We start from the raw sequence: 22,323 nt of genomic DNA, 5'->3' as shown, positions 1-22,323 counted from the left end.
TTTGCAATCATTCGAAGGGCGGCGGAGCCAGCACTTCACGATTACCATTATGCCCTTGTTCGCTGACTATTCCCTGCGCTTCCATCTGTTCGATGATGCGCGCCGCTCGGTTGTAACCGATACGGAACTGACGTTGGACGCCGGAGATTGAGGCTTTGCGTTTCTGAGTAACAAAGTTCACCGCCTGATCGAACAGCGGATCCAGTTCTTCACCACCATCAAAGCCGCCACCGCCGCCTTCGCTTTCGCTGTCAGAGGTAATGCCATCAACGTATTGTGGACGGCCGCGCGCTTTCCAGTCCTGAACTACCGCGTGAACTTCTTCATCGCGTACAAAGGCGCCGTGTACACGCACAGGGATCGTCGAGTTTGGTGCAGAATAAAGCATGTCACCCATACCCAACAGCGATTCCGCGCCGCCCTGGTCAAGGATGGTACGCGAGTCAATTTTACTGGACACTGTAAAGGCGATACGCGTCGGGATGTTCGCTTTAATCAGACCGGTGATAACGTCAACTGACGGTCGCTGGGTTGCCAGCACCAGGTGAATACCCGCCGCACGCGCTTTTTGCGCCAGACGAGCAATCAGTTCTTCCACCTTTTTGCCAACGGTCATCATCAGGTCTGCGAATTCATCCACCAGCACCACGATATACGGCAGTTTTTCCAGCACCGGATGTTGAACATCCATGCTGTCGCCCGGCTTCCAGTATGGGTCCGGAATCGGACGTCCCATACGGGCGGCTTCAGCAATCTTATCGTTATAACCGGCAAGGTTACGCACGCCAAGCGCCGACATCAGTTTGTAGCGACGTTCCATTTCATTGACGCTCCAACGCAAGGCATTGGCGGCATCTTTCATGTCGGTCACAACTTCAGTAAGCAGATGCGGAATACCTTCATAAACAGAAAGTTCCAGCATTTTTGGGTCAATCATGATAAAGCGAACGTCTTCCGGCTGCGCTTTGTACAGCATGCTGAGGATCATGGCGTTCACCCCAACAGACTTACCGGAACCGGTTGTCCCTGCCACCAGCAGGTGCGGCATTTTCGCCAGATCGGCAACCACCGGTTCGCCCGCAATATCTTTACCCAGCACCACGGTCAGCGGAGATGAGTTATCACGGAATTTAGCGTTATCCAGCACTTCACGCAGATAAACGGTTTGACGTTTTTTATTCGGTAACTCCAGTCCGACATACGGTTTGCCTGGAATAACCTCGACCACACGTACCGCCGCGGTCGACAATGAACGCGCCAGATCTCGTGACAGGTTGGAAATACGCGCCGCTTTAACCCCTGGAGCCAGATTAAGCTCAAAGCGTGTAATCACCGGACCTGGAGAGTAGTTCACCACATCGGCTTTAATGCGGAAATCCGCCAGACGCGCTTCCACCAGACGTGCCATTTGCTCCAGCGCGAACGTATCTATCGGCTCAACTTCGCTCGGCGGCGGCGTGAGCAGATCTAACGATGGCAGAGGCGTACTTGGACGGTGCGCCGGACGACTGTCGCCATTACGCATTAGCAGCGGATGGATCAGACTATCCTGCGGCGGCGGTGTAACAGGCTGCGTTGGCTGCTGATAATGCTGCTGCGATGCAACTGGCTGCGTTGGCTGCTGATAATGCTGCTGCGATGCAACTGGCTGCGCTGGTTGCTGATAATGCTGCTGTGGTGCAACTGGCTGTGTCGGTTGCTGATAGTGCTGCTGCGGTGCAACTGGCTGCGCCGGTTGCTGATAGTGCTGCTGCGGTGCAACTGGCTGCGCCGGTTGCTGATAATGCTGCTGCGGCGCAACGGGTTCCTGGTACTGCGGCGCGGGCTCCGGCATTACGCCAGGCGTAAACAGCGGCTCATGCGGCCCCTCATCCACCAGCGTTTTCATTGGCGAAAATTCAAAGTCATCGAGGGAGAATGGATTCGCTCCGGCAGGCTGTTCACCGGAATAACGCTGCTGCTGAGAAGACGCAAACTGGCGAGCAAGCTCCGCTTCTGCGGCTGAATCTTCGTCATCAGTCTGGTGGGTATCGTCCTGATACTCTTCGCCATAACGATGCTGCTGCGACTGAGCGAACTGACGTGCCAGCTCGTCCTGCTGCATTGCATCCATTTCATCGTCACTGTACGCATCTGTATCAAGCTGCTCTTCGCGCGCTTTCTCTTCAGCCATACGCTGTGACGGCAGTTTTATGCCATATGAAGCCAGCTCACGACGAGTAGGCACGCGCACACGATTCGGACGCGGCAACTGCGGGCCAATGCCCTCTTTCACCTGCGGACGCGGCGTACCGCTGCCTGCAAGGCTAAAGACAGGTGCTGCGGCAGCGGCACTCGCCCCTAACGCGGCGCTTTTTACGCCAGCGGCCAGCGGTGCAACGGCAGCAACAGACTCAACGGGCGGTATGGATGCAGTCGTCGGCATAGACGGCGTAGACGGCTTAACACGCTCAGGTTCCTGAGCAGGTTCTGGAATCGGCTGATACCATGCGGCCAGTTGCTCACGCTCACGCGCACGTTTCTCTTCGACTTCTTCAAAGTAATAGAGCGGCGGACGAGTCGGTTTAACTTCTTCAACCACCGGCTCAGGTTCCACCACTGTTGGTTGTTCAACCACAGGCTGCTGGAACGTAGTGCTCTGTTGAAAAGTTGGATCCTGCTGATAAACAGGTTGCTGCACAGGCTCCGGCTGATAACCAGGCTGCTGGAATGCGGCGTTCTGTTGAGAGGTCGGATCCTGTTGATAGACAGGTTGCAGCACGGGCTCCGGCTGATAAACAGGTTCCGGCTGCGGCGCGACAGGCTGCGTATAAACAGGTTCAACGGGCTGCTGTGCGTAATATTGCGGCTGCGGACTCTGCTCCACAACCGGTTGTTGCCATGGCTCATAAGGCTGCTGCACCGGAGGTTGCGCGTACTGGGCTGGCTGCGGATAACCTTCAGGCGCTGGTGCAATCGCGGCATCACCGGTTTGCGGGCCAAGCACGGGTTGCCAGGCCACGGTTGGGACCGGTTGCTCCATAACAGTGTTGGTCACGGGTGACGTTTGCAGTAACGGATCGACCGGTGCGCTCCAGGCCTGAGCGGCTGTTGTAGCTGCAGCTGCTGCAGCTACAGGCTCGGTCACCGAGTGGCCGTTAAGCAGTGGATCAAGTTCGTCATATTCAGGCAGCGTCGCGCGATTACCGGAAAACAGCACATCATTAGGATCGGCAACCACGCCACGGGCGCTGTATTCAATTTCGTCTTCATCATCCATGCGTTTGCCGGAGAACAGCGCCGCATCGGTATGACGACCAAGCGGGTTGGTAAATTTCTCCGCCAGACGTTTACGGCGCGCTAACGCACCGCGCAGGATACGAGCTCGGCGCGATTCATGGGGTTTGCCATCAGCGGCGTCGACAGACTCTTCTTCGTCTTCATACTCTTCGTCATCGACCCAGGTATCGTCGCGGCGGGTACGGTTGCTGGCAAACGTCAGGATATTGAGTAACCAGCCACCCAGTTTTTCCGCAATGCTCACCCATGACCAACCGGTGAACAGCGTTAATCCCGCTGCCCAAATGCACAACAACGTCAGCGTGCCGCCGCTGCTGTGCAGCAATGGTTGTAGCGTGGTGCTGAGCAGACTGCCGATCACGCCGCCAGAGGCGAAATACCAGATGTCATCGGCGTTAATTGCGGCCAGCCCGCAGGAAGTGAGAATCAGCGCCAGAACGCCAATAATGCGTAGCGAGACGGCAAAATAATCGACGTATTCGTCGCTGGCCTGATGTCGCCAGGCAAACCAGCAGCCACCGACAATGATGACGGGGATGGTGTAGGCCATGACGCCAAAAATAAAGAACAGCGTGTCCGCCAGCCATGCTCCAGGTATTCCACCCAGATTATGGATAGGCTCATGCCACGCGGTTTGCGACCAACTGGGATCCGAAGGGTTAAAGCTGAGTAAGGCAGCCATCAACCAGACGGCAAAAAGGGCAATAAGGATCAGTAGCGCTTCCAGAAGTCGGCGCCCGCTGCTTAACTTCGTCAATGTGACGTCTTTGTCTTCAGTGTATTCCTGGCTCAAAAACGGCTCTCCAGGTTTCGGGCTTTTCCTGCCCGATGCTAAAACGGACAACAGCACCGGGTTGCCCCGGCACTGTTGCTGTATGGATTAACAGGAGTGTAATCAAACTGCGTCGATTTTGCACCTGTTCCGTGTTAGCGCGTCTTAATTACCAGACGATTGCTCTGTTTGACTTCTTCCATTACTACATAAGTACGTGTGTCATTCACGCCAGGCAGACGCAGCAGGGTTTCCCCCAACAGCTTACGGTATGCCGACATATCCGGTACGCGTGTTTTCAGCAAATAGTCGAAATCACCGGAAACCAAATGACACTCTTGAATTTCTTCAAGTTTTTGTACTGCAGAGTTAAATTGCTCAAACACATCCGGGGCGCCACGATTCAGAGTAATCTCAACAAAAACCAGAAGTGATGCATCCAGATAATGCGGGTTTAACAGCGCTGTATAGCCCTGAATAAAACCCTGTCTTTCCAACCGACGCACACGCTCAAGGCAGGGCGTTGGTGAAAGTCCCACACGTTTAGAAAGCTCGACGTTAGAAATACGCCCATCCTTTTGCAGCTCATTAAGAATGTTACGATCGATACGGTCGAGATCTTTGCCAGGGCGCTTCTTACTATCTACCATTATTATTGTCTCTCTGTATTCCTTCCCTACTCCTGCCTGACTCTACCAACATCACTGTTCAGAGTCGCTACCCATCAAAATAAACCGCAACCCAGAGGGATTTTCGGTTCGCAATGCCTGGGTTTATGGTGAGAAGACCGTTGCCTGTCGGCGGCTATCGACATCACGAATGGCATCTGTCCACACCATGCGTAGATTTCGCTAACACGGTAAACATGGTATCTACATGCATGATTATGCAGCACATACATGACACAGTTTTTTTCTTCCTTGAATGTTTTCGCAAAACAGCAGGGGATTGTCAAAGCAAAACATCGATTTTTAGTACAACATGCCAGTTATTCATTCGCAGTGATGGAAAATCGTCATTTTATCACCTTATAACTGACCGATTTTAAGTAGAAATCGTTATAGTATTACGACTAATTCTGCCGTTCATCGGTTCTCGCTATTACACATATTGTTAACAAAATCGCCATACTCTTTTTTTACGCCTGTAAATTCCCTACAATCCTGCTCATTGCCTGCTAACAACTATGGGGATCTCATGGGCGCAACCAAACACAGTAAACTTCTTATTCTGGGCTCTGGCCCTGCGGGGTATACCGCTGCGGTCTACGCTGCACGCGCGAACCTGCAACCGGTACTGATTACCGGTATGGAAAAAGGTGGTCAGTTGACCACAACAACAGAAGTGGAGAACTGGCCTGGCGATCCGCACGATCTTACAGGCCCATTGCTGATGGAACGCATGCACGAACATGCGACCAAATTTGAAACTGAAATTATTTTTGATCATATCAGCAAAGTTGATCTGCAAAACCGCCCTTTCCGTCTGACCGGCGACAGCGGTGAATACACCTGTGACGCACTGATCATCGCCACCGGTGCGTCAGCACGCTACCTGGGTCTGCCTTCAGAAGAAGCCTTCAAAGGCCGTGGCGTTTCCGCCTGCGCGACCTGCGACGGTTTCTTCTACCGTAACCAAAAAGTTGCGGTGATCGGCGGCGGCAACACTGCTGTTGAAGAAGCGCTGTACCTGGCGAATATCGCATCTGAAGTGCATTTGATTCACCGTCGCGACAGCTTCCGCGCCGAAAAAATCCTGATCAAGCGTTTGATGGATAAAGTCGAAAACGGCAACATCGTGCTGCATACCCACCGCACACTGGAAGAAGTGACCGGCGATCAAATGGGCGTAACCGGACTGCGCCTGCGCGATACGCAAAACACTGACAACGTCGAGTCACTTGACGTTGCAGGGTTGTTTGTCGCTATCGGTCACAGCCCGAATACCGCCATTTTTGACGGTCAGCTTGAACTGGAAAATGGCTACATCAAAGTTCAGTCCGGTATTCATGGTAACGCCACCCAAACCAGCATCCCGGGTGTATTCGCCGCCGGTGATGTGATGGACCATATTTATCGCCAGGCGATCACTTCAGCAGGCACCGGTTGTATGGCTGCGCTTGACGCAGAGCGTTATCTCGACGGTCTGGCAGACGCTTGCAAATAAGTTTTACAAATCAGTAACAAAAGTAAAAAAGGCGACTATAAGTCGCCTTTATTTTTGCCTCGTTGTAACATTGTCCTGCCCAAAAATTCCAATAACTCACCTGCTAAGCGTGCAATGAATAAAACCCGTCAAAAAGAGCTGACCCGCTGGTTAAAACAGCAAAGTGTAATTTCCCAACGATGGCTGAACATTTCACGCCTGTTGGGTTTCGTGAGCGGCCTGTTAATTGTCGCTCAGGCCTGGCTCATGGCCCGAATTCTCGACCATATGATCATGGACAATATCCCCAGAGAGGCGCTTCTGCTCCCTTTCATTGTGCTGGTATTGATTTTCATCCTGCGGGCATGGGTCGTCTGGTTACGCGAACGCGTCGGGTTTCATGCTGGCCAACATATCCGCTTTGAGATTCGTCGCCAGGTGCTTGACCGTCTGCAACAAGCAGGTCCCGCCTGGATACAAGGCAAACCAGCCGGGAGCTGGGCTACGCTAATCCTGGAACAGATTGATGACATGCATGATTACTATGCACGTTATCTGCCGCAAATGGCGCTGGCCGTATGCGTCCCCTTATTGATCGTGGCGGCGGTATTCCCGTCAAACTGGGTAGCCGCCCTTATTCTGCTTGGAACTGCCCCGCTGATCCCGTTGTTTATGGCGATGGTTGGTATGGGTGCAGCCGATGCTAACCGCCGCAACTTTCAGGCTCTTGCCCGCCTCAGCGGCCATTTTCTCGATCGCCTGCGGGGCATGGAGACGCTAAGAATCTTTGGCCGCGGTGAAGCCGAAACAGAAAGCATCCGCGCAGCGTCACAGGATTTCCGCCAGCGCACCATGGAAGTCCTGCGCCTGGCGTTTCTGTCATCCGGTGTCCTTGAGTTCTTTACCTCCCTATCCATTGCACTGGTCGCGGTTTACTTCGGTTTTTCCTACCTCGGTGAACTCGATTTTGGCCACTACGGGACGGGCGTCACATTGGCGGCTGGCTTCCTCGCGCTCATTCTGGCGCCGGAATTTTTCCAGCCCCTGCGCGATCTGGGTACGTTCTATCACGCCAAAGCACAAGCCGTTGGTGCTGCAGACAGTCTGAAAACCTTCATGGAAACCCCGCTTGCACATCCTGAGCGTGGCGATATTGAGCTGACAACAAAAGACGCAGTTACAATTGAAGCAGAAGATCTGGTCATCACCTCGCCGGAAGGTAAAGTGCTTGCAGGTCCGCTCAACTTTACCCTGCCAGCGGGCCAACGCGCGGTGCTGGTTGGCCGCAGCGGCTCCGGCAAAAGTTCGTTGCTCAATGTCCTGTCCGGTTTTCTCTCTTATCAGGGTTCGCTGCGGATTAACGGCTTTGAGCTGCGCGACCTGTCGCCTGATTGCTGGCGCAAACAGCTGTCCTGGGTTGGACAAAACCCGCAGCTCCCTGCCGCCACGTTACGCGATAACGTGCTGCTCGCTCGCCCCGATGCCAGCGAAGAACAGCTGCAAGCCGCACTCGACAGCGCCTGGGTCAGTGAGTTTTTACCACTTCTGCCACAGGGTGTGGATACACCAGTAGGCGATCAGGCTGCTCGACTTTCTGTCGGACAAGCGCAACGCGTTGCCGTGGCTCGCGCCTTACTCAATCCATGTCAGTTGTTGTTGCTTGACGAGCCCGCCGCCAGCCTTGATGCACACAGCGAACAACGCGTGATGCAGGCGTTGAAAGCAGCGTCACGCCGCCAGACCACGCTGATGGTGACACACCAACTTGAAGATCTTGCCGACTGGGACGTTATCTGGGTGATGCAGGACGGACAGATCGTTGAACAAGGCACTTATGCCGAACTTAGCGCAGCCAACGGGGCGTTTGCGACATTACTGGCTCATCGTCAGGAGGACATTTAAATGCGCGCTTTGCTACCTTATCTGACGCTGTATAAACGTCACAAATGGATGTTAACCCTGGGGATCGTTCTGGCGATCGTCACACTGCTGGCAAGTATTGGTTTGCTGACGCTTTCCGGCTGGTTCCTGTCGGCTTCTGCTGTGGTGGGTGTCACCGGGATTTACAGTTTTAACTATATGCTCCCTGCTGCCGGGGTGCGCGGTGCGGCAATCACCCGAACCGCGGGCCGCTATTTCGAGCGATTGGTCAGTCACGACGCGACGTTCCGCGTGCTGCAACATTTGCGTATTTATACCTTCAGCAAACTGCTGCCGCTCTCCCCTGCTGGCCTGTCCCGTTATGGACAAGGTGAATTGCTTAACCGCGTGGTGGCGGATGTCGACACGCTCGATCATCTCTATTTGCGCGTGCTCTCCCCGCTTGTGGGCGCTTTTGTCGTCATCATGGTGGTCACGCTCGGGCTAAGCGTTCTCGATTTCACGCTGGCTATCACTCTCGGCGGTATTATGCTGCTGACCTTATTTATCCTGCCCCCACTCTTTTATCAGGCAGGTAAAAGCACCGGGCAAAGTTTGACGCATTTACGTGGGCAGTATCGTCAGCAGTTAACATCCTGGCTGCAGGGCCAGGCTGAACTGACCATCTTTGGCGCCAGTGAACGTTACCGCGCCCAAATGGAAGCCACCGAGTTGCAGTGGCATGAAGCCCAACGACGTCAGTCTGAATTAACGGCGCTATCACAGGCGGTCATGCTGTTAGTCGGCGCACTGGCAGTGGTTGTGATGTTATGGATGGCCTCCGGCGGCGTGGGTGGCAATACCCAGCCTGGCGCGCTGATCGCACTGTTTGTCTTCTGTGCGCTGGCCGCGTTTGAAGCTTTGGCCCCCGTCACCGGGGCATTTCAGCATCTCGGACAGGTTATTGCCTCTGCGCTGCGCATCACCGAACTGACCGAACAGCAGCCAGAAGTCACCTTCCCGGATGCCGGTTCTCCAGTTTCTGAGCAGGTCACTCTCACGCTACGCGATGTTTCATTCAGCTATCCGGGGCAAACACAAAAAGCGCTCGACACCCTTTCACTGCAGGCTCAGCCCGGTGAACACATTGCGATTCTCGGTCGCACTGGCTGCGGTAAGTCAACGTTACTACAATTGCTGACCCGCGCATGGGATCCGCAGCATGGCGAAATTCTGATTAATGAGCAGCCGATTTCAGCCCTCAGTGAAGCCACGCTGCGCCAGAGCATCAGCGTCGTGCCACAGCGCGTGCACCTGTTCAGCGCGACGCTTCGCGATAACCTGCTGCTGGCAGCACCGCACGCCAGTGATGACACATTATCCGCAATGCTGTGCCGCGTCGGTCTGGACAAACTGCTAGAGGGTGATGGACTCAATGCCTGGTTAGGCGAAGGCGGTCGTCAGCTTTCTGGCGGCGAACTCCGTCGTCTGGCTATCGCTCGCGCCTTATTGCACGATGCCCCACTGATGCTGCTGGATGAACCGACCGAAGGGCTTGATGCCACAACAGAAAGCCAAATGCTTGAATTAATTGGCGATGTCATGCGCGATAAAACCGTACTGATGGTGACACATCGTCTGCGCGGCTTGTCACGTTTTGATCAAATAATAGTGATGGACAACGGACACATTATTGAGCAAGGTAATCACGCAGATTTGTTAGCCCGGCAGGGGCGTTATTACCAGTTTAAGCAACGTCTGTAAGCTATTATTGAACGATCAAACTCGCGTAGTGGAGTTTCGCTGTCATGCGCCTGGTGCAATTGTCCCGCCATTCTATAGCCTTCCCTTCACCGGAAGGCGCTTTACGCGAGCCTAACGGTTTGTTGGCGCTTGGCGGTGATCTCAGTCCAGCCCGACTGTTAATGGCCTACCAGCGCGGAATTTTCCCGTGGTTTTCACCTGGCGACCCAATCCTTTGGTGGTCGCCCGATCCACGCGCCATTCTTTGGCCCGAGAAATTTCATCTCAGCCGCAGCATGAAACGTTTTCATAAAAACTCGCCTTATCGCGTGACGCTCAATTACGCGTTCGGTCAGGTGATTGAAGGCTGCGCCAACGACCGGGAAGAAGGTACCTGGATAACGCATGATGTAGTGGACGCCTACCATCGCCTGCACGAGCTGGGCCATGCGCACTCCATTGAAGTATGGCGACAAAATGAATTAGTGGGCGGTATGTATGGCGTGGCGCAAGGTACGCTATTTTGTGGCGAATCAATGTTCAGCCGTCAGGAAAATGCGTCCAAAACCGCACTGCTTGTTTTTTGCGCTGAATTTATCCGTCAGGGCGGAAAATTAATCGATTGCCAGGTATTAAATAGCCACACAGCTTCGCTAGGCGCCGTCGAAACCCCACGTCGGGAGTACCTTGAACACCTGAGCAGACTGCGCCAGCAGCGGCTACCGAGCCATTTCTGGGTTCCCAGGACGTTATTTTCGCCTCAGGGGTGAATGTTTTCGGCACATTTTTTGTCGGGGTGTTATAATTGTCGCGCAGAGTTGGTTTAGCCCATTACCCCGCCGCCGTTAAGGAACAGTTCGCGTCAGGCAACGCCTATCGTTTATCTCCTCGTTCCCTTACACGTTGCGCTTTAAGTGCGGCTTTGCCGTGTGTGGTTAGAGTAATGCGCCAAACCCGATTTGCTGTGTTTTAAACGCACAAATCTTTACTTATTAAAAGAACTTCGGCATTATCTTGCCGGTTCAAATTACGGTAGTGATACCCCAGAGGATTAGATGGCCAAAGAAGACAATATTGAAATGCAGGGTACCGTTCTCGATACGTTACCTAATACCATGTTCCGCGTAGAGTTAGAAAACGGTCACGTGGTTACTGCACACATCTCCGGTAAAATGCGTAAAAACTATATCCGCATCCTGACGGGCGACAAAGTGACTGTTGAGCTGACCCCGTACGACCTGAGCAAAGGCCGCATTGTCTTCCGTAGTCGCTGATTGTTTTTAACGCCCGAATGGCGTCCAGATAATAAAAGGTCGGTTTAACCGGCCTTTTTTGTGGGCCAAGGTCAGGTATTTAATCCTCAATCATCCGCGCATATTCTTCCGTTAAGAAATCCACTAATGTGCGTACTGACGGCAATAATCCCCTGCGTGATGGAAAGACTGCGTGAATTATTTCTCGCTTCGGTTCCCAGCCGTCGAGCAATGCCACCAGTTCACCCGCGGCTACTTGATCTTTTACCATCAGCTGTGGAAGTTGAACTACCCCAACACCGGCAACTGCGGCTTCACGTAACGCCAGCATATCGGTGGTGATCATACGCGGCGTGAAATGCACCTCCGCACGTGCACCCTGCGGCCCGAATAACTCCCAACGATGCACATGTTTACCCGTCGCCAGACTCAGGCCCGGCCAACGCGTCAACTCCGCCGGAGAATGTAGCGTTCCCATTTGCTCTATTAACTGCGGGCTGGCATACAAACGATGTCCCCTGTCCGCCAGCACACGCATCACCAGGTCGCTATCCTCAAATGGTCGGGGCCTGACGCGAATCGCCACGTCCAGGCCCTCTCCAACAACGTCCACGCGGCGGTTAGTGGCCTCCAGTTGCACTGATACGTCAGGATAACGCGCCATAAAACGGGCAAGCATTGGCCCGATATGCACATGCAGCAGCGTGACCGGACACGTCAACTTCACCACGCCACGCGGTTCAACCTGTAACGCGGCAATCGCATCCTGCGCTGCCTGCGCTTCCACCAGCATCGCCTTACAGTGCTCGTAAAAGGTTTGCCCAACTTCCGTCACGTTAAACTGGCGGGTGGTTCGCTGAATCAGTCGAACTCCCAGCGTCTCTTCCAGTTGCGCTATCCGTCGGCTTAGTTTTGATTTCGGTTCATCAAGCGCCCGACCCGCCGCCGCGAATCCCCCTTCCTCTACAACATGCACAAACCATGCAAAATCATTGAGATCCGGCTTTGTCATCTAATTGTCCTATTTATGAGACAGTGAGGACTATTTTAGCTACTACTCAGCTCGCTGTCATGAATATAAGCTTATTCACATCAAGATAACGCCACAGAGGAGACACATATGAAACAAGTAACAGGCGTCTACACCGCACCTCGCCCACACTGGGTTGGCGATGGATTTCCGGTTCGCTCGATGTTTTCTTACCAGTCTCATGCTGAGCAACTAAGTCCGTTCCTGCTGCTGGATTACGCCGGCCCACATACGTTTACGCCGGGTAACGAAAAACGCGGCGTAGGCGAACACCCTCACCGTGGTTTTGAGACGGTGACCATCGTTTACAGCGGCGAAGTTGAACACCGTGATTCAACCGGTCGCGGCGGCATTATCGGCCCCGGCGACGTGCAGTGGATGACCGCAGGAGCAGGAATATTACACGAAGAGTTCCATTCACCTGAATTTACCCGTCAGGGTGGCGAACTGGAAATGGTACAGCTGTGGGTCAATCTGCCAGCAAAAGACAAAATGGCCGTTCCGGGTTACCAGGGCATCAGCAGCGATGTGATCCCCACTGTCGCCCTGCCTGATGAAGCAGGGAGCGTTCGTGTGATTGCGGGCAGCTATCAGGATACAAAAGGCCCGGCACATACCTTCTCGCCGCTGAACGTCTGGGATATGCGTTTGCAACGTAATCATCAGCTCACGTTGTCCCAGCCGGAAGGATGGAGCACTGCCCTGGTGGTATTGAAAGGAAATATCACCGTAAACGGCACTACGTCTGCCAGCGAAGCGCAACTGGTGGTGCTGAGCCAGCAGGGGAAAACGCTGCATATTGAAGCCTCCAGCGACGCCAGCGTGCTGCTGCTTTCTGGAGAACCGTTGAACGAGCCGATTGTAGGTTACGGTCCGTTTGTAATGAACACGAAACAAGAAATCGCTGAAGCCGTACGCGATTTTAACTCCGGCCGCTTTGGCCAAATCTGAATCGAAGGAGAAGAATATGTCCAGTCCTGCAAACTTTAATGGTTCACGTCCGGTCATCGATGTGAATGATTCCGTCATGCTGCTTATCGATCATCAGAGCGGGCTGTTCCAGACCGTCGGCGACATGCCAATGCCAGAACTGCGTGCGCGTGCCGCCGCGCTGGCTAAAATGGCGACTCTGGCGAAGATGCCGGTGATTACCACGGCATCCGTACCGCAGGGACCTAACGGCCCGCTGATCCCTGAGATCCACGCCAATGCGCCGCATGCCCAATACGTGGCGCGTAAAGGCGAAATCAACGCCTGGGATAACGAAGATTTCGTGAAAGCGGTCAAAGCAACGGGTCGTAAAACGCTGATTATCGCCGGTACGATTACCAGCGTGTGCATGGCTTTCCCGGCTATCAGCGCGGTTGCGGAAGGCTATAAGGTCTTCGCAGTGATCGACGCTTCCGGTACTTACAGCAAAATGGCGCAGGAAATCACCCTGGCTCGTGTTGTTCAGGCTGGCGTCGTGCCGATGGATACCGCCGCCGTCGCTTCTGAAATTCAGGGTACATGGAACCGTGAAGACGCCGCCGAATGGGCGGAAGTGTATACCAAAGTCTTCCCGGCTTATCAGTTGCTGATCGAAAGCTACAGCAAAGCTCAGGAAGTCGTGACCAGCGGCGAAAAACTGGACTCTCAGCGCTAATCCTTTCCTCCGCGCCTGCCTGGGCGGAGGAATATGTATATTGCGTAACCAAACGAGAGTTAACACGTAAATTCTGCTTGACCGTTTTAGCGCAACTCCCTATAGTAGCGCCCCGTTGCCCCCCAAGCGGTCAGGCAGCAATACAATATGGTGAGGTGTCCGAGTGGCTGAAGGAGCACGCCTGGAAAGTGTGTATACGGCAACGTATCGGGGGTTCGAATCCCCCCCTCACCGCCATATTTTAAGAAGAGCTCGTACGAAAGTACGGGCTTTTTTTTCGCATGTTGCATACCAGCGGGGGGATGAGAAGCCCCGACCGGGGTTCGACTGCTGGCGCAGCCAGCTGGACAGACCGGGAGCATCGCGAACGGGCTGCCCCGAAGGGGCGAGCAAAGCGAGTCAATCCCCCCTCACCGCCATATTTTAAGAAGAGCTCGTACGAAAGTACGGGCTTTTTTTTCGCATGTTGCACATCTACGGGGGGATGAGAAGCCCCGACCGGGGTTCGACTACTGGCGCAGCCAGTTGGACAGACCGGGAGCGCAGCGAACGGGCTGCCCCGCAGGGGCGAGCAAAGCGAGTCAATCCCCCCCCTCACCGCCATATTTTAAGAAGAGCTCGTACGCAAGTACGGGCTTTTTTTTCGCATGTTGCGCGCCAGTGGGGGGGTAAATCCCCCACTGTATGATGAACGCTTTCCGATATGTTCGGAGTGCTTTTATTGCGTACTTAGCTTATTTTAATATCATCCCAATCGATATCTTCCTCTTCTTGAACATTATTTATAATTACATCCCGAGGAACATCTTTTTTGATAACGGCATAGACAGTAGCCGTGACAAATATATTAACTATCAATGCCATAATACCGGCCATTGGATGTGACATTGTAGGAATCATCAAAACACCACCAAAAGGTACTGTTGCATCTGCGCCATAAACCATGGTGATTGCACCACCACAAGCACCGCCGATTGCTGCAGCAGCAATACCACGAACGATATCATTCATAACTATGGGTATAGATCCTTCGACAATATTCACCACCCCCATAGGAACAGCCGATTTTAACATTTCAATTTCTTCGTTATTATAAATATTTTTGCGAAGAAGTTTGGCAATAAAGAATGCAAGCCCAAAACCAATAGGTGTTGCCGTGTTAACTAACTGCAGGGCCGTAATTGGTTCATTTATACCCTGTGCCTGGAGTGTTAAGACAAATGCAAAACATGTTTTATTTATCGGACCGCCAAAGTCAACGATACACAACGCTCCTATAACAGCACCTAATAGTAAATTAGATGAAGTTCCCATACTTCTCAGGAACGATGTCAGAGCGTCTGTAAAAATACCAATAGGCGTACCGATGATATAAACCATAATCAGGGCACTGAGAACGGATGCAAAAAATGGTACAACCAATGTGGGCATTAACCCCCTAGCCCAGTCAGGCACCTTCATATTTTTAATAATAGCAAGAGCAATATACCCGGAAATGTAGCCGCCGATCATGCCACCAATGAAGCCCGCACCAATAGCATTAGCCGCCAAACCAACGACAAAACCAGGGGCAATACCGGGCTTACCTGCGATAGAACCGGAAATCCCGATAGCTATAACGACGGGTAATAGTCCAAGCGCCTTGGCCCCCATAGTCGCGAAGGCCTGCCACAGATCAAATTGACCCGGTACTAAAGTGTCCTGAACCGTCCCCCCAAGGCCCATACCAATTGCAATAATAAATCCAGCACCACAAACAATGGGAATCAAGAATGAGATGGCAGTAAGCAGATGACCCTTAGGGTTTGCTGCTTTCCATACTTCTTTAATATTCATAAATTACGCCCTTTAATTTATATAGGATACGCATAGGTAAAAGTTATGAATTTACTAATTCACTGAGTTTTTCAATAAGCTTATTGGGAGATTTAACTGCCATTTCAGTTGGCACTCTGACTACTTTCTTTCCAGCGAACCTTTCTTCACCAGAAACCTTAACATCGGCGGCTAACAGGACAATGTCGGCTTGTATGATCTCATCAGCGGTTAAGGTATTCTCGATACCTATAGTACCTTGTGTTTCAATTTTGACATTATGCCCTGCTTTTTTCGCAGCTATTTCAATTTTCTTTTGCGCAATATATGTATGTGCAATACCTACAGTACAGGCTGTAACGCCAACAATATTCATAACTATTCTCCAGGATTTAATTATTTGCTATGCTATGGCAGAGGTGTTGATTAAATCAAGCGTTGATGCCTTCATCTTCAGGGATCAAAAGTTCGATGATTTTCTGAGGATCATTTTCTTTCAGCAATTTTTCTATTATTTCTTCATCTGCTAATGAGCCAGAGACTTGTGATAGTAAACGGATATGAGTTGCATTTTGATCCACCAGACAAACAGCAAATAAAATAATACAACGAACATCACTACCATCCATTGTTTCCCAGGGTATTTGATGCTGGGTTCGTCCAATAGCCAATGCAGTACGGGCTACGCCTGAGGATTTCCCATGTGGGATCGCAACATGATTCTCGAACCCAGTGGATCCTTGTTCCTCGCGTAGCCAGACATCTTTTAGAAAATCATTTTTACTGATGACAACTCCATCAAGTACTAATAAGTCGGTTAATTCTTCAATGGCTTCTTCTTTTGTTTTAGCCATCATATTTAGCTTAATGTTCTTTGCATTAAGCACATCCGAAATATTCATAACTCACCTTCATTAATACAATAGGGTTACAGCGCCCTCAACCGAATAAATCAAGAGCGAGAGTAAAGAGACAGATCGGTTAAATAGACTCTTTACCCCAAGTAATGGCTTAATACGGTTGAGCGCGCTGTAATTTTAGGCAGCGACTTCGCGCTGGTAGATATCGAGCATTTTATCCCAGGCATCACTGACATTATCCGCTAAGGAGAACAGGCCCGAGGTTCCCACAATAAAGACGTCAACACCGGACCGGGAGATCACATTAAAGGTTTTCTCGTTGCAGGATCCATCAATCTCAGTCAAGTAGTGGTAACCTTTATTTTCACGCATCGCAATCAGTTCTTTGATTTTGGTGAGTGATTCCGGAATAAACTTCTGCCCTGCGTAGCCGGGGTCAACCGACATAACGGTCACTTTATCCAGCAGATGTGCGTACTCTTTAATAGCATCCGCTGGAGTTGCCGGATTCAACACCACGCCACAGCGGCGACCAGCATCTTTAATCTGGTTCAGCAGGCGGAATATTTTGTTATTCGCCGTTTCCGGATGGAAACTGATAATATCGGCTCCCGCATCAATACACATTGGAATAATATCTTCCGGGTGATTCACCATCAAATGCACATCTATTGGTACATCGGTAATTTTCTTCAGGTTTTCGATAAAGAATGGTGATAGCGTAATGTTCTTCACGTAGCTACCGTCCATAATATCGACGTGATAAAAATCAGCCCGGCCGTTCATTGCCGTAATTTGTTCTCTGAACCGCGTTAAATCCATACACATTAACGAGGGCGAAAATTTAGCTGCCATACCTTACCTCCATAAGAATCAATTAGTTAAATAATGAAACGACATGCCCAAGTATGATGCCAACAACGCCGAAGTCCGCATCCCCAAAGGTGGTGGATGCAAAACCAAGGTCGCCCATTAGAGGCAGCAAGATTGCAGGCAAAAACGAAATCAGCAGACCGTGAGCGAAGGCCCCCACCACCGCACCTCGGCGACCGCCGCAGATGTTGCCGTAGACGCCCGCCGTCGCACCGCAGAAGAAGTGCGGTACCAAACCCGGAACAATGACGCTTAAACCAAACAGAGGGCATAGGAACATGCTCACCAGACCGGCGGCAAAACTTGACAGAAAACCGACGATTACGGCATTCGGGGCGAACGGAAAGACGGTTGGGCAGTCGAGCGCCGGTTTGGCGTCTTTCACCAACTTGTCGGCGATACCTTTAAAGGCTGGAACAATTTCGGCAATAATCATGCGTACACCCGCAAGGATGATCCACACGCCTGCCGCAAAGGTCAGCGACTGGATAACGGCGAAGATGATAAAGTTCTGACCACCACTGACGCTGCTCTCAACAAATTCCTTACCTGCAACCAGCACCAGAATGACAAACAGGATCATCATCGTCAGAGATATAGCAACCGAGGAGTCCCGCAGGAAATTCAGTGATTTCGGCACCTGCATTTCTTCAATTGACGGGCTACCTTTACCGACCGCTTTTCCCACCAGCGCCGACAGCAGATAGCCAGTTGAACCAAAATGACCTAGTGCCAGATCATCAGTACCGGTTATTTTGCGAGTGAACGGCTGCAGAATGGCCGGAGAGACCACCATCATGATGCCGAGGATCACCGCCCCGACCAGTATCACCCAAAATGGTGACAGGCCGCCGACGGAGAGAATGACAGCCAGCATCGCCGCCATATACAGCGTGTGGTGCCCCGTCAGAAAGATGTATTTCAGCGGTGTAATGCGGGCAAGTACAATGTTAAACAGCATCCCCAGCACCATGATCATTGCCGTCGCGGTACCGTAGTTTTTCTGCGCCAACGCCGCCATGGCGTCAGTATTTGGCACAACGCCCTGAATATGGAATGAGTACTCAAACAACTGGCTAAACGTTGTTAACGTAGTGGCAACAATCGCCGCACCGGATGTTAGTATTACAAAACCCATTATAGTTTTAAGAGTTCCGGAAATAACCTCGGAGACTGCTTTTTTTTGCAATAATAAACCGATCAAGGAAAACAGACCGACCAGTATTGCTGGTGTACCCAATACATCATGAATAATAAACTGCAGCATAGAATGACTCCGTAGGGCCGCAAAAAATTAGTCAGAGATTCTCGGAAAGAATTTCTTTGATTCTATTGTTATCCAGTAAATTAGATAAGCCAAAGACCTGTGCAGCATGGCTGGATAGATGTTCAGCAATATCTTTAGCACTAAGAATAATATCTGCAGTTTCACTTTTTGCCGACGCCAGATCAGTATGAGAAACAATTGCTTCTTTATTTAGCTCTTTAATAATTTTTTTCACGTTCATTTCAACGATAAAACTGCTGCCTAAACCGTTACCACACACAATCAGAATTTTTTTCATCTTTACCTCACTATCCGTTGATAACGGATTGAATTTTCTCCAATGAGGATGCTTTTAACAATGCTGAAAGTCTTTCATCATCGCTAAAAGTATCCGCAAGGGATGTGATCATATTAATGTGTTCATCTCCCGAAATCGCACATAACATAATCACCACATAAATAGGATCATTGTCATCCGAGTCAAAAGAAATGCCTTGTTTAATATGCAAAAGCGATAAGCCATTTTTAATCCCACCCTGTTCCGGACGAGCATGGGGCATCGCCAGACCAGGTGCTAAAATATAATAAGGACCGAGTTCCTGATGGCTATTTAAAATGGCTTTAATATAAGCCTGAGTTATCGACTCTTTATCCAATAAAGGTTGTGCCGCTAACGTAATGGCCTGTTTCCAGTCACAGACTGAATCCACAATTTGGATATTTTCCGTAGGTAACCAGGTCGTAATCATAAATACCCCGATAGCGTTGAAATTGAGCCTACTATAGAGGAATGCCTTCATGCCTTACCGTGATCTTCCTCGCAAAGTTAGCGCTAACACGATGGTGATGTTAAAATTCTTGTTACCGCTAACTTCATTAACCATACTTATTATTACTTTGCAGTTGGGCAATGCGCAAAACGCTAAACATCATTTACAATAGGAGCCCAGACAGGCTAAAGGAGGACATCAGTGCAGACGTTACAAGCGGACGATAGCGCGCGAGAAAAACGCAGGAAAAACACTGGCAAAATTACGCTCGCCGAAGTGGCAAAACTTGTCGGCGTTAGCACGATGACCGTGTCGCGCGCATTACGTATGCCTGAAAAAGTGAATCCTGAACTACGCACCCGCATCGAAGCAGCGGTGAACGAGTTGGGCTATGTGCCAAACCTGCAGGCCCGCAGCCTCGCCTCTGCTGACTCCAGTCTCGTAATGGGTGTGGTGCCTTCTTTTTCCTCCCCTGGATTTCTTGCCGTCTCCGAAACGCTACAGACGGTGATCGCGACCCAGGGCTACAGCATGATGTTTATCGAGTCCGGCCAGGGTGGACAAAGCGAAGAAAAAGCCTTTGCACAAATGCTCGCCTATAATCCGGCGGCGATTGTTCAGTTCAATATTGATAACATCAGCAGTTGTTCGCAGATGATAAGTAATACCGGCGTGCCGGTGGTTGAGATTGGTGCTATTAATCGCGATGCTAGCTGGGTCAGTATCGGCGTTGACTACGCTGCGGCCATTAAAAAGCTGGTCACCTCCCTTGCGCAGAGCGGATATAAAAATATCGGCTTGCTCTGCACCGCCTCCAATAACATTATGTTTCGCCAGGTGCTGAGCGGCTGGAACAGCGCCATGCTCTCGGTTAACCACTCCCCACATCGCGTGGTGACCTCTCACCTACCAGCAGGCATAACGACCGGTTTAAACCTGCTGGGAGATATTCGTATCACCTGGCCAGAGCTGGATGCGCTGATTTGTACATCTGATGAAATTGCCTGCGGCTGCATTATGGCCTGCCACGGTGCAGGACAAAAAGTGCCCAACTCCCTGGCATTGGCAAGCTTGAGTGGTGGTACTCTTGCCGCAGTTTGCTCACCTTCTCTGACTGCTGTCGAGTTCCCGTGGAGTGAAACAGGAACTCGCGCAGGAAAAACGTTACTTGATCTCCTTGCTGGCAATTCGACGGATAAATTCATTGAATTACCATCAACGTTACAAGTTCGCGCGAGCACCAGAAAAATGTAATGCGTTAATATATTTATTGATTTGTCATCCTGCCTACAGCCCTGCATATCTCTGTAGGCCTGATAAGCGAAGCACCATCAGGCATGGCAGTTATTGTCGGCTGAGCAGCGTTAGCACTTCATAGTGCGCGGTGTGTGGGAACATATCGAAAAGTTGGACGCGTTCAATGCGATACCCAGGCAACTCACGAATATCCTTCGCCATGGTTTGCGCATTACAGCTGGAATAAACGATAAAACGCGGTGCCATGCGGGAGAGAAAATCGCATAGCGGCTTTCCAATCCCGCGACGCGGCGGATTCACCAGCACCAGGTCCGGTACTTCGCCCTGAGCGGTAGCAAACTGAGTTGAATCCAGCGCCTGAAAATGCAGATTCTGCAACCCAAGCTCCTGCGCTGACTGCTTCGCGCAGGTAATCGCCTCTGGCGCGATTTCAATACCCGTCAGTTTCATCTGCGGCGTAGCGCAATGCAGACCAAAACCCCCTACGCCGCAAAACAGATCCCACATGTGATTAACCGGAAGCTGGCGCACCCAGTCGCGCGCCGTGGCATATAATTGTCCCGCCACCACCGGGTTAGTCTGGAAGAAGCTCTGCGGGCGGATCCACAACGGCACATCGTTAAAGCGTTCCGCCAGCGCCTGTTGTTCCGTCAGGAAGATTTCTGTCTCCCCTTCCATAATCGCCATATGCACCGGTTGAATATTGGCAGTGATCACTTTTAACTGTGGGAGTTGTGCCTGCAACCAGGGGAGCGCCGCGCGCAGCTGTGCTAATTTTGCTTCAGAACGCAGGACAAAACGCAGCATCATACCGCCGTCAAACCGACTTTCCGTTAACAGCAGATACTTCAGTTCCCCGCGTTTGCGCGCTACGTTATAGGGCGTCAGCCCCGCCCGAGCGATAAACGGCTTAAGCGCGGAAAATACGGGCGCAAAAGACTCAGGATAAAGCGGACAGTCGCACAAATCCTCAGGCGTACCGTCACGATGCAGCATCCCCAGCAGCGGTTTTTCCACGCTGCCGCTGACTACCATTTTGGCTTTATTACGAAACGCGCTTTCCGGACCACTGACCGGCGCGCACCATTCTCCGACCGGATACTCGGCCAGCAGATTCTGCAGATCGGCTGTTTTTTCGAAGAGTTGATCGGCGACAGGCTGTGTTATCCACTGACAGGAGCGGCAGCGTTCGGCGTCATATAGTGCGCACTGCATACAAAGACCTACAAATTAACCGGGGGCCAAGATTATACACGTTATTGCAAACGGAAGAACCGCCTGCTGGACGCAGGAACAAACAGCAGCAGCAATACCAGCATATCCGGCAGTTTTTGCATCACCAGCGTATGCAGGATTTCGCGTCTGGACTCCCCCGCAATGCTGAACAATTCTGGATATCCGTAGCCCAACGAAGCAGCCCACAGATAGACGCTGGCGATAATCTGGGTCAACAGATAGATCCAGCGTGCCCAGTTCCGTCCTTTTACCAGCGAAAATGCGCAGTAAATTTCGATAAATAGCAGCACCAGACTGCCCAGAAACACCAGCGTCAAATTCCAGGTCTGCACACTGCGATGAATAAACTCACTGGTTCCACGAAACCCAAGCGTATTAAAAATCATCAACAGATCGAGACAGCGGATCATGATAATAGCCAGCGCCGCCACCTGCACCAAAGCAGGGACGTTTAAGCGAGCATGTGATGTGGATGATTTCTTAAAAAATCCCAACGCGTCGTCTTCCATGAAAACGGC

At 51.5% G+C, this 22,323-nt stretch carries 20 protein-coding genes, 1 tRNA gene and 1 other RNA gene; 10 read left to right on the top strand and 12 right to left on the bottom strand.

Annotated elements, in window-relative coordinates:
• Window positions 1-7: 7 nt before the first annotated feature.
• Window positions 8-4,072: a DNA translocase FtsK gene (gene ftsK, locus OGX86_RS18135; protein WP_286640347.1), complete on the bottom strand. Its 4,065-nt coding sequence runs from the start codon at window positions 4,070-4,072 to the stop codon at window positions 8-10.
• A gap of 134 nt (window positions 4,073-4,206) precedes the next feature.
• The gene (lrp, locus tag OGX86_RS18130; RefSeq protein WP_002439523.1) at window positions 4,207-4,701 is read right to left on the bottom strand and encodes a leucine-responsive transcriptional regulator Lrp; all 495 of its coding nucleotides are present in this window, start codon (window positions 4,699-4,701) and stop codon (window positions 4,207-4,209) included.
• A gap of 547 nt (window positions 4,702-5,248) precedes the next feature.
• Here lrp and trxB point away from each other — a divergent pair.
• The 5 genes from trxB (at window position 5,249) to infA (ending at window position 11,073) form a co-directional block, all read left to right on the top strand.
• Complete coding sequence (gene trxB / locus OGX86_RS18125) at window positions 5,249-6,217, top strand: thioredoxin-disulfide reductase (protein ID WP_003831889.1); 969 nt, start codon at window positions 5,249-5,251, stop codon at window positions 6,215-6,217.
• 114 nt (window positions 6,218-6,331) lie between these two features.
• A complete protein-coding gene (gene cydD / locus OGX86_RS18120) occupies window positions 6,332-8,098 on the top strand; it encodes a heme ABC transporter permease/ATP-binding protein CydD (protein WP_079934667.1) in 1,767 nt (588 codons plus the stop codon).
• Entirely contained in the window at window positions 8,099-9,820 is a 1,722-nt protein-coding gene (cydC, locus tag OGX86_RS18115; protein ID WP_284105731.1) for a heme ABC transporter ATP-binding protein/permease CydC, read from the top strand.
• 44 nt (window positions 9,821-9,864) lie between these two features.
• Window positions 9,865-10,569 carry a leucyl/phenylalanyl-tRNA--protein transferase gene (aat, locus tag OGX86_RS18110; protein WP_032948928.1) on the top strand — a complete coding sequence of 235 codons (705 nt, stop codon included), beginning with the start codon at window positions 9,865-9,867 and terminating at the stop codon, window positions 10,567-10,569.
• A 285-nt stretch (window positions 10,570-10,854) separates the two neighbouring features.
• On the top strand, window positions 10,855-11,073 hold the full coding sequence (infA, locus tag OGX86_RS18100) for a translation initiation factor IF-1 (protein ID WP_002211347.1): 219 nt from the start codon (window positions 10,855-10,857) through the stop codon (window positions 11,071-11,073).
• Window positions 11,074-11,152: 79 nt separating this feature from the next.
• Here the strand turns inward: infA and OGX86_RS18095 are convergent, their stop codons facing one another.
• Window positions 11,153-12,064 (bottom strand): LysR family transcriptional regulator, encoded by a 912-nt coding sequence (locus tag OGX86_RS18095; RefSeq protein WP_003831675.1) that lies wholly within the window; start codon window positions 12,062-12,064, stop codon window positions 11,153-11,155.
• Window positions 12,065-12,172: 108 nt separating this feature from the next.
• Here OGX86_RS18095 and OGX86_RS18090 point away from each other — a divergent pair, with 108 nt between their 5' ends.
• From OGX86_RS18090 to OGX86_RS18075, 4 genes are all read left to right on the top strand, one after another.
• Window positions 12,173-13,033, top strand: coding sequence for a pirin family protein (locus tag OGX86_RS18090; protein ID WP_003831674.1), 861 nt, complete (start codon window positions 12,173-12,175; stop codon window positions 13,031-13,033).
• A 16-nt stretch (window positions 13,034-13,049) separates the two neighbouring features.
• Window positions 13,050-13,727: an isochorismatase family protein gene (locus OGX86_RS18085; protein WP_003831673.1), complete on the top strand. Its 678-nt coding sequence runs from the start codon at window positions 13,050-13,052 to the stop codon at window positions 13,725-13,727.
• Window positions 13,728-13,876: 149 nt separating this feature from the next.
• Window positions 13,877-13,964, top strand: a tRNA-Ser gene (locus tag OGX86_RS18080).
• Between the two features lie 44 nt (window positions 13,965-14,008).
• Window positions 14,009-14,146, top strand: a non-coding RNA gene (locus OGX86_RS18075) — RtT sRNA.
• Window positions 14,147-14,456: 310 nt separating this feature from the next.
• On the opposite strand, the gene OGX86_RS18070 is transcribed toward OGX86_RS18075, so the two are convergent.
• The 7 genes from OGX86_RS18070 to OGX86_RS18040 all read right to left on the bottom strand — a co-directional run bounded on the left by OGX86_RS18070 (window position 14,457) and on the right by OGX86_RS18040 (window position 19,291).
• Window positions 14,457-15,563, bottom strand: a complete 1,107-nt coding sequence (locus OGX86_RS18070; protein WP_191238696.1) for a PTS fructose transporter subunit IIC — start codon at window positions 15,561-15,563, stop codon at window positions 14,457-14,459.
• A gap of 43 nt (window positions 15,564-15,606) precedes the next feature.
• Window positions 15,607-15,918: a PTS fructose transporter subunit IIB gene (locus OGX86_RS18065; protein WP_136391676.1), complete on the bottom strand. Its 312-nt coding sequence runs from the start codon at window positions 15,916-15,918 to the stop codon at window positions 15,607-15,609.
• Window positions 15,919-15,973: 55 nt separating this feature from the next.
• A complete protein-coding gene (locus tag OGX86_RS18060) occupies window positions 15,974-16,444 on the bottom strand; it encodes a PTS sugar transporter subunit IIA (protein WP_063940633.1) in 471 nt (156 codons plus the stop codon).
• A gap of 135 nt (window positions 16,445-16,579) precedes the next feature.
• A complete protein-coding gene (gene alsE, locus OGX86_RS18055; protein ID WP_136391675.1) occupies window positions 16,580-17,257 on the bottom strand; it encodes a D-allulose 6-phosphate 3-epimerase in 678 nt (225 codons plus the stop codon).
• 22 nt (window positions 17,258-17,279) lie between these two features.
• Entirely contained in the window at window positions 17,280-18,542 is a 1,263-nt protein-coding gene (ulaA, locus tag OGX86_RS18050; RefSeq protein WP_267451510.1) for a PTS ascorbate transporter subunit IIC, read from the bottom strand.
• Window positions 18,543-18,573: 31 nt separating this feature from the next.
• A complete protein-coding gene (locus tag OGX86_RS18045; protein ID WP_136391673.1) occupies window positions 18,574-18,840 on the bottom strand; it encodes a PTS sugar transporter subunit IIB in 267 nt (88 codons plus the stop codon).
• Window positions 18,841-18,850: 10 nt separating this feature from the next.
• Window positions 18,851-19,291 (bottom strand): PTS sugar transporter subunit IIA, encoded by a 441-nt coding sequence (locus OGX86_RS18040; RefSeq protein ID WP_286640346.1) that lies wholly within the window; start codon window positions 19,289-19,291, stop codon window positions 18,851-18,853.
• 222 nt (window positions 19,292-19,513) lie between these two features.
• On the opposite strand from OGX86_RS18040, the gene OGX86_RS18035 reads away from it, so the two are divergent.
• Complete coding sequence (locus tag OGX86_RS18035) at window positions 19,514-20,566, top strand: LacI family DNA-binding transcriptional regulator (RefSeq protein ID WP_136391671.1); 1,053 nt, start codon at window positions 19,514-19,516, stop codon at window positions 20,564-20,566.
• Between the two features lie 90 nt (window positions 20,567-20,656).
• Here OGX86_RS18035 and rlmC read toward each other — a convergent pair whose 3' ends face one another.
• The gene (gene rlmC / locus OGX86_RS18030; RefSeq protein WP_191213037.1) at window positions 20,657-21,784 is read right to left on the bottom strand and encodes a 23S rRNA (uracil(747)-C(5))-methyltransferase RlmC; all 1,128 of its coding nucleotides are present in this window, start codon (window positions 21,782-21,784) and stop codon (window positions 20,657-20,659) included.
• 41 nt (window positions 21,785-21,825) lie between these two features.
• Window positions 21,826-22,314: a YbjO family protein gene (locus OGX86_RS18025; RefSeq protein ID WP_003035378.1), complete on the bottom strand. Its 489-nt coding sequence runs from the start codon at window positions 22,312-22,314 to the stop codon at window positions 21,826-21,828.
• Between the last annotated feature and the right edge of the window lie 9 nt (window positions 22,315-22,323).

It is taken from the genome of Citrobacter sp. Cpo040 (genome assembly GCF_030332915.1).
GTDB classification, from domain to species: domain Bacteria; phylum Pseudomonadota; class Gammaproteobacteria; order Enterobacterales; family Enterobacteriaceae; genus Citrobacter; species Citrobacter portucalensis.
Note: the sequence above shows the minus strand (reverse complement) of the source record. Positions and strands in the feature narration are given on the sequence as shown.

Bases quoted from the DNA above. Each gene is read 5' to 3' on its own strand.
- lrp (WP_002439523.1), bottom strand. From the start codon at position 4,701: ATGGTAGATAGTAAGAAGCGCCCTGGCAAAGATCTCGACCGTATCGAT.
- trxB (WP_003831889.1), top strand. From the start codon at position 5,249: ATGGGCGCAACCAAACACAGTAAACTTCTTATTCTGGGCTCTGGCCCT.
- cydD (WP_079934667.1), top strand. From the start codon at position 6,332: ATGAATAAAACCCGTCAAAAAGAGCTGACCCGCTGGTTAAAACAGCAA.
- cydC (WP_284105731.1), top strand. From the start codon at position 8,099: ATGCGCGCTTTGCTACCTTATCTGACGCTGTATAAACGTCACAAATGG.
- aat (WP_032948928.1), top strand. From the start codon at position 9,865: ATGCGCCTGGTGCAATTGTCCCGCCATTCTATAGCCTTCCCTTCACCG.
- infA (WP_002211347.1), top strand. From the start codon at position 10,855: ATGGCCAAAGAAGACAATATTGAAATGCAGGGTACCGTTCTCGATACG.
- OGX86_RS18095 (WP_003831675.1), bottom strand. From the start codon at position 12,064: ATGACAAAGCCGGATCTCAATGATTTTGCATGGTTTGTGCATGTTGTA.
- OGX86_RS18090 (WP_003831674.1), top strand. From the start codon at position 12,173: ATGAAACAAGTAACAGGCGTCTACACCGCACCTCGCCCACACTGGGTT.
- OGX86_RS18085 (WP_003831673.1), top strand. From the start codon at position 13,050: ATGTCCAGTCCTGCAAACTTTAATGGTTCACGTCCGGTCATCGATGTG.
- OGX86_RS18070 (WP_191238696.1), bottom strand. From the start codon at position 15,563: ATGAATATTAAAGAAGTATGGAAAGCAGCAAACCCTAAGGGTCATCTG.
- OGX86_RS18065 (WP_136391676.1), bottom strand. From the start codon at position 15,918: ATGAATATTGTTGGCGTTACAGCCTGTACTGTAGGTATTGCACATACA.
- OGX86_RS18060 (WP_063940633.1), bottom strand. From the start codon at position 16,444: ATGAATATTTCGGATGTGCTTAATGCAAAGAACATTAAGCTAAATATG.
- alsE (WP_136391675.1), bottom strand. From the start codon at position 17,257: ATGGCAGCTAAATTTTCGCCCTCGTTAATGTGTATGGATTTAACGCGG.
- ulaA (WP_267451510.1), bottom strand. From the start codon at position 18,542: ATGCTGCAGTTTATTATTCATGATGTATTGGGTACACCAGCAATACTG.
- OGX86_RS18045 (WP_136391673.1), bottom strand. From the start codon at position 18,840: ATGAAAAAAATTCTGATTGTGTGTGGTAACGGTTTAGGCAGCAGTTTT.
- OGX86_RS18040 (WP_286640346.1), bottom strand. From the start codon at position 19,291: ATGATTACGACCTGGTTACCTACGGAAAATATCCAAATTGTGGATTCA.
- rlmC (WP_191213037.1), bottom strand. From the start codon at position 21,784: ATGCAGTGCGCACTATATGACGCCGAACGCTGCCGCTCCTGTCAGTGG.
- OGX86_RS18025 (WP_003035378.1), bottom strand. From the start codon at position 22,314: ATGGAAGACGACGCGTTGGGATTTTTTAAGAAATCATCCACATCACAT.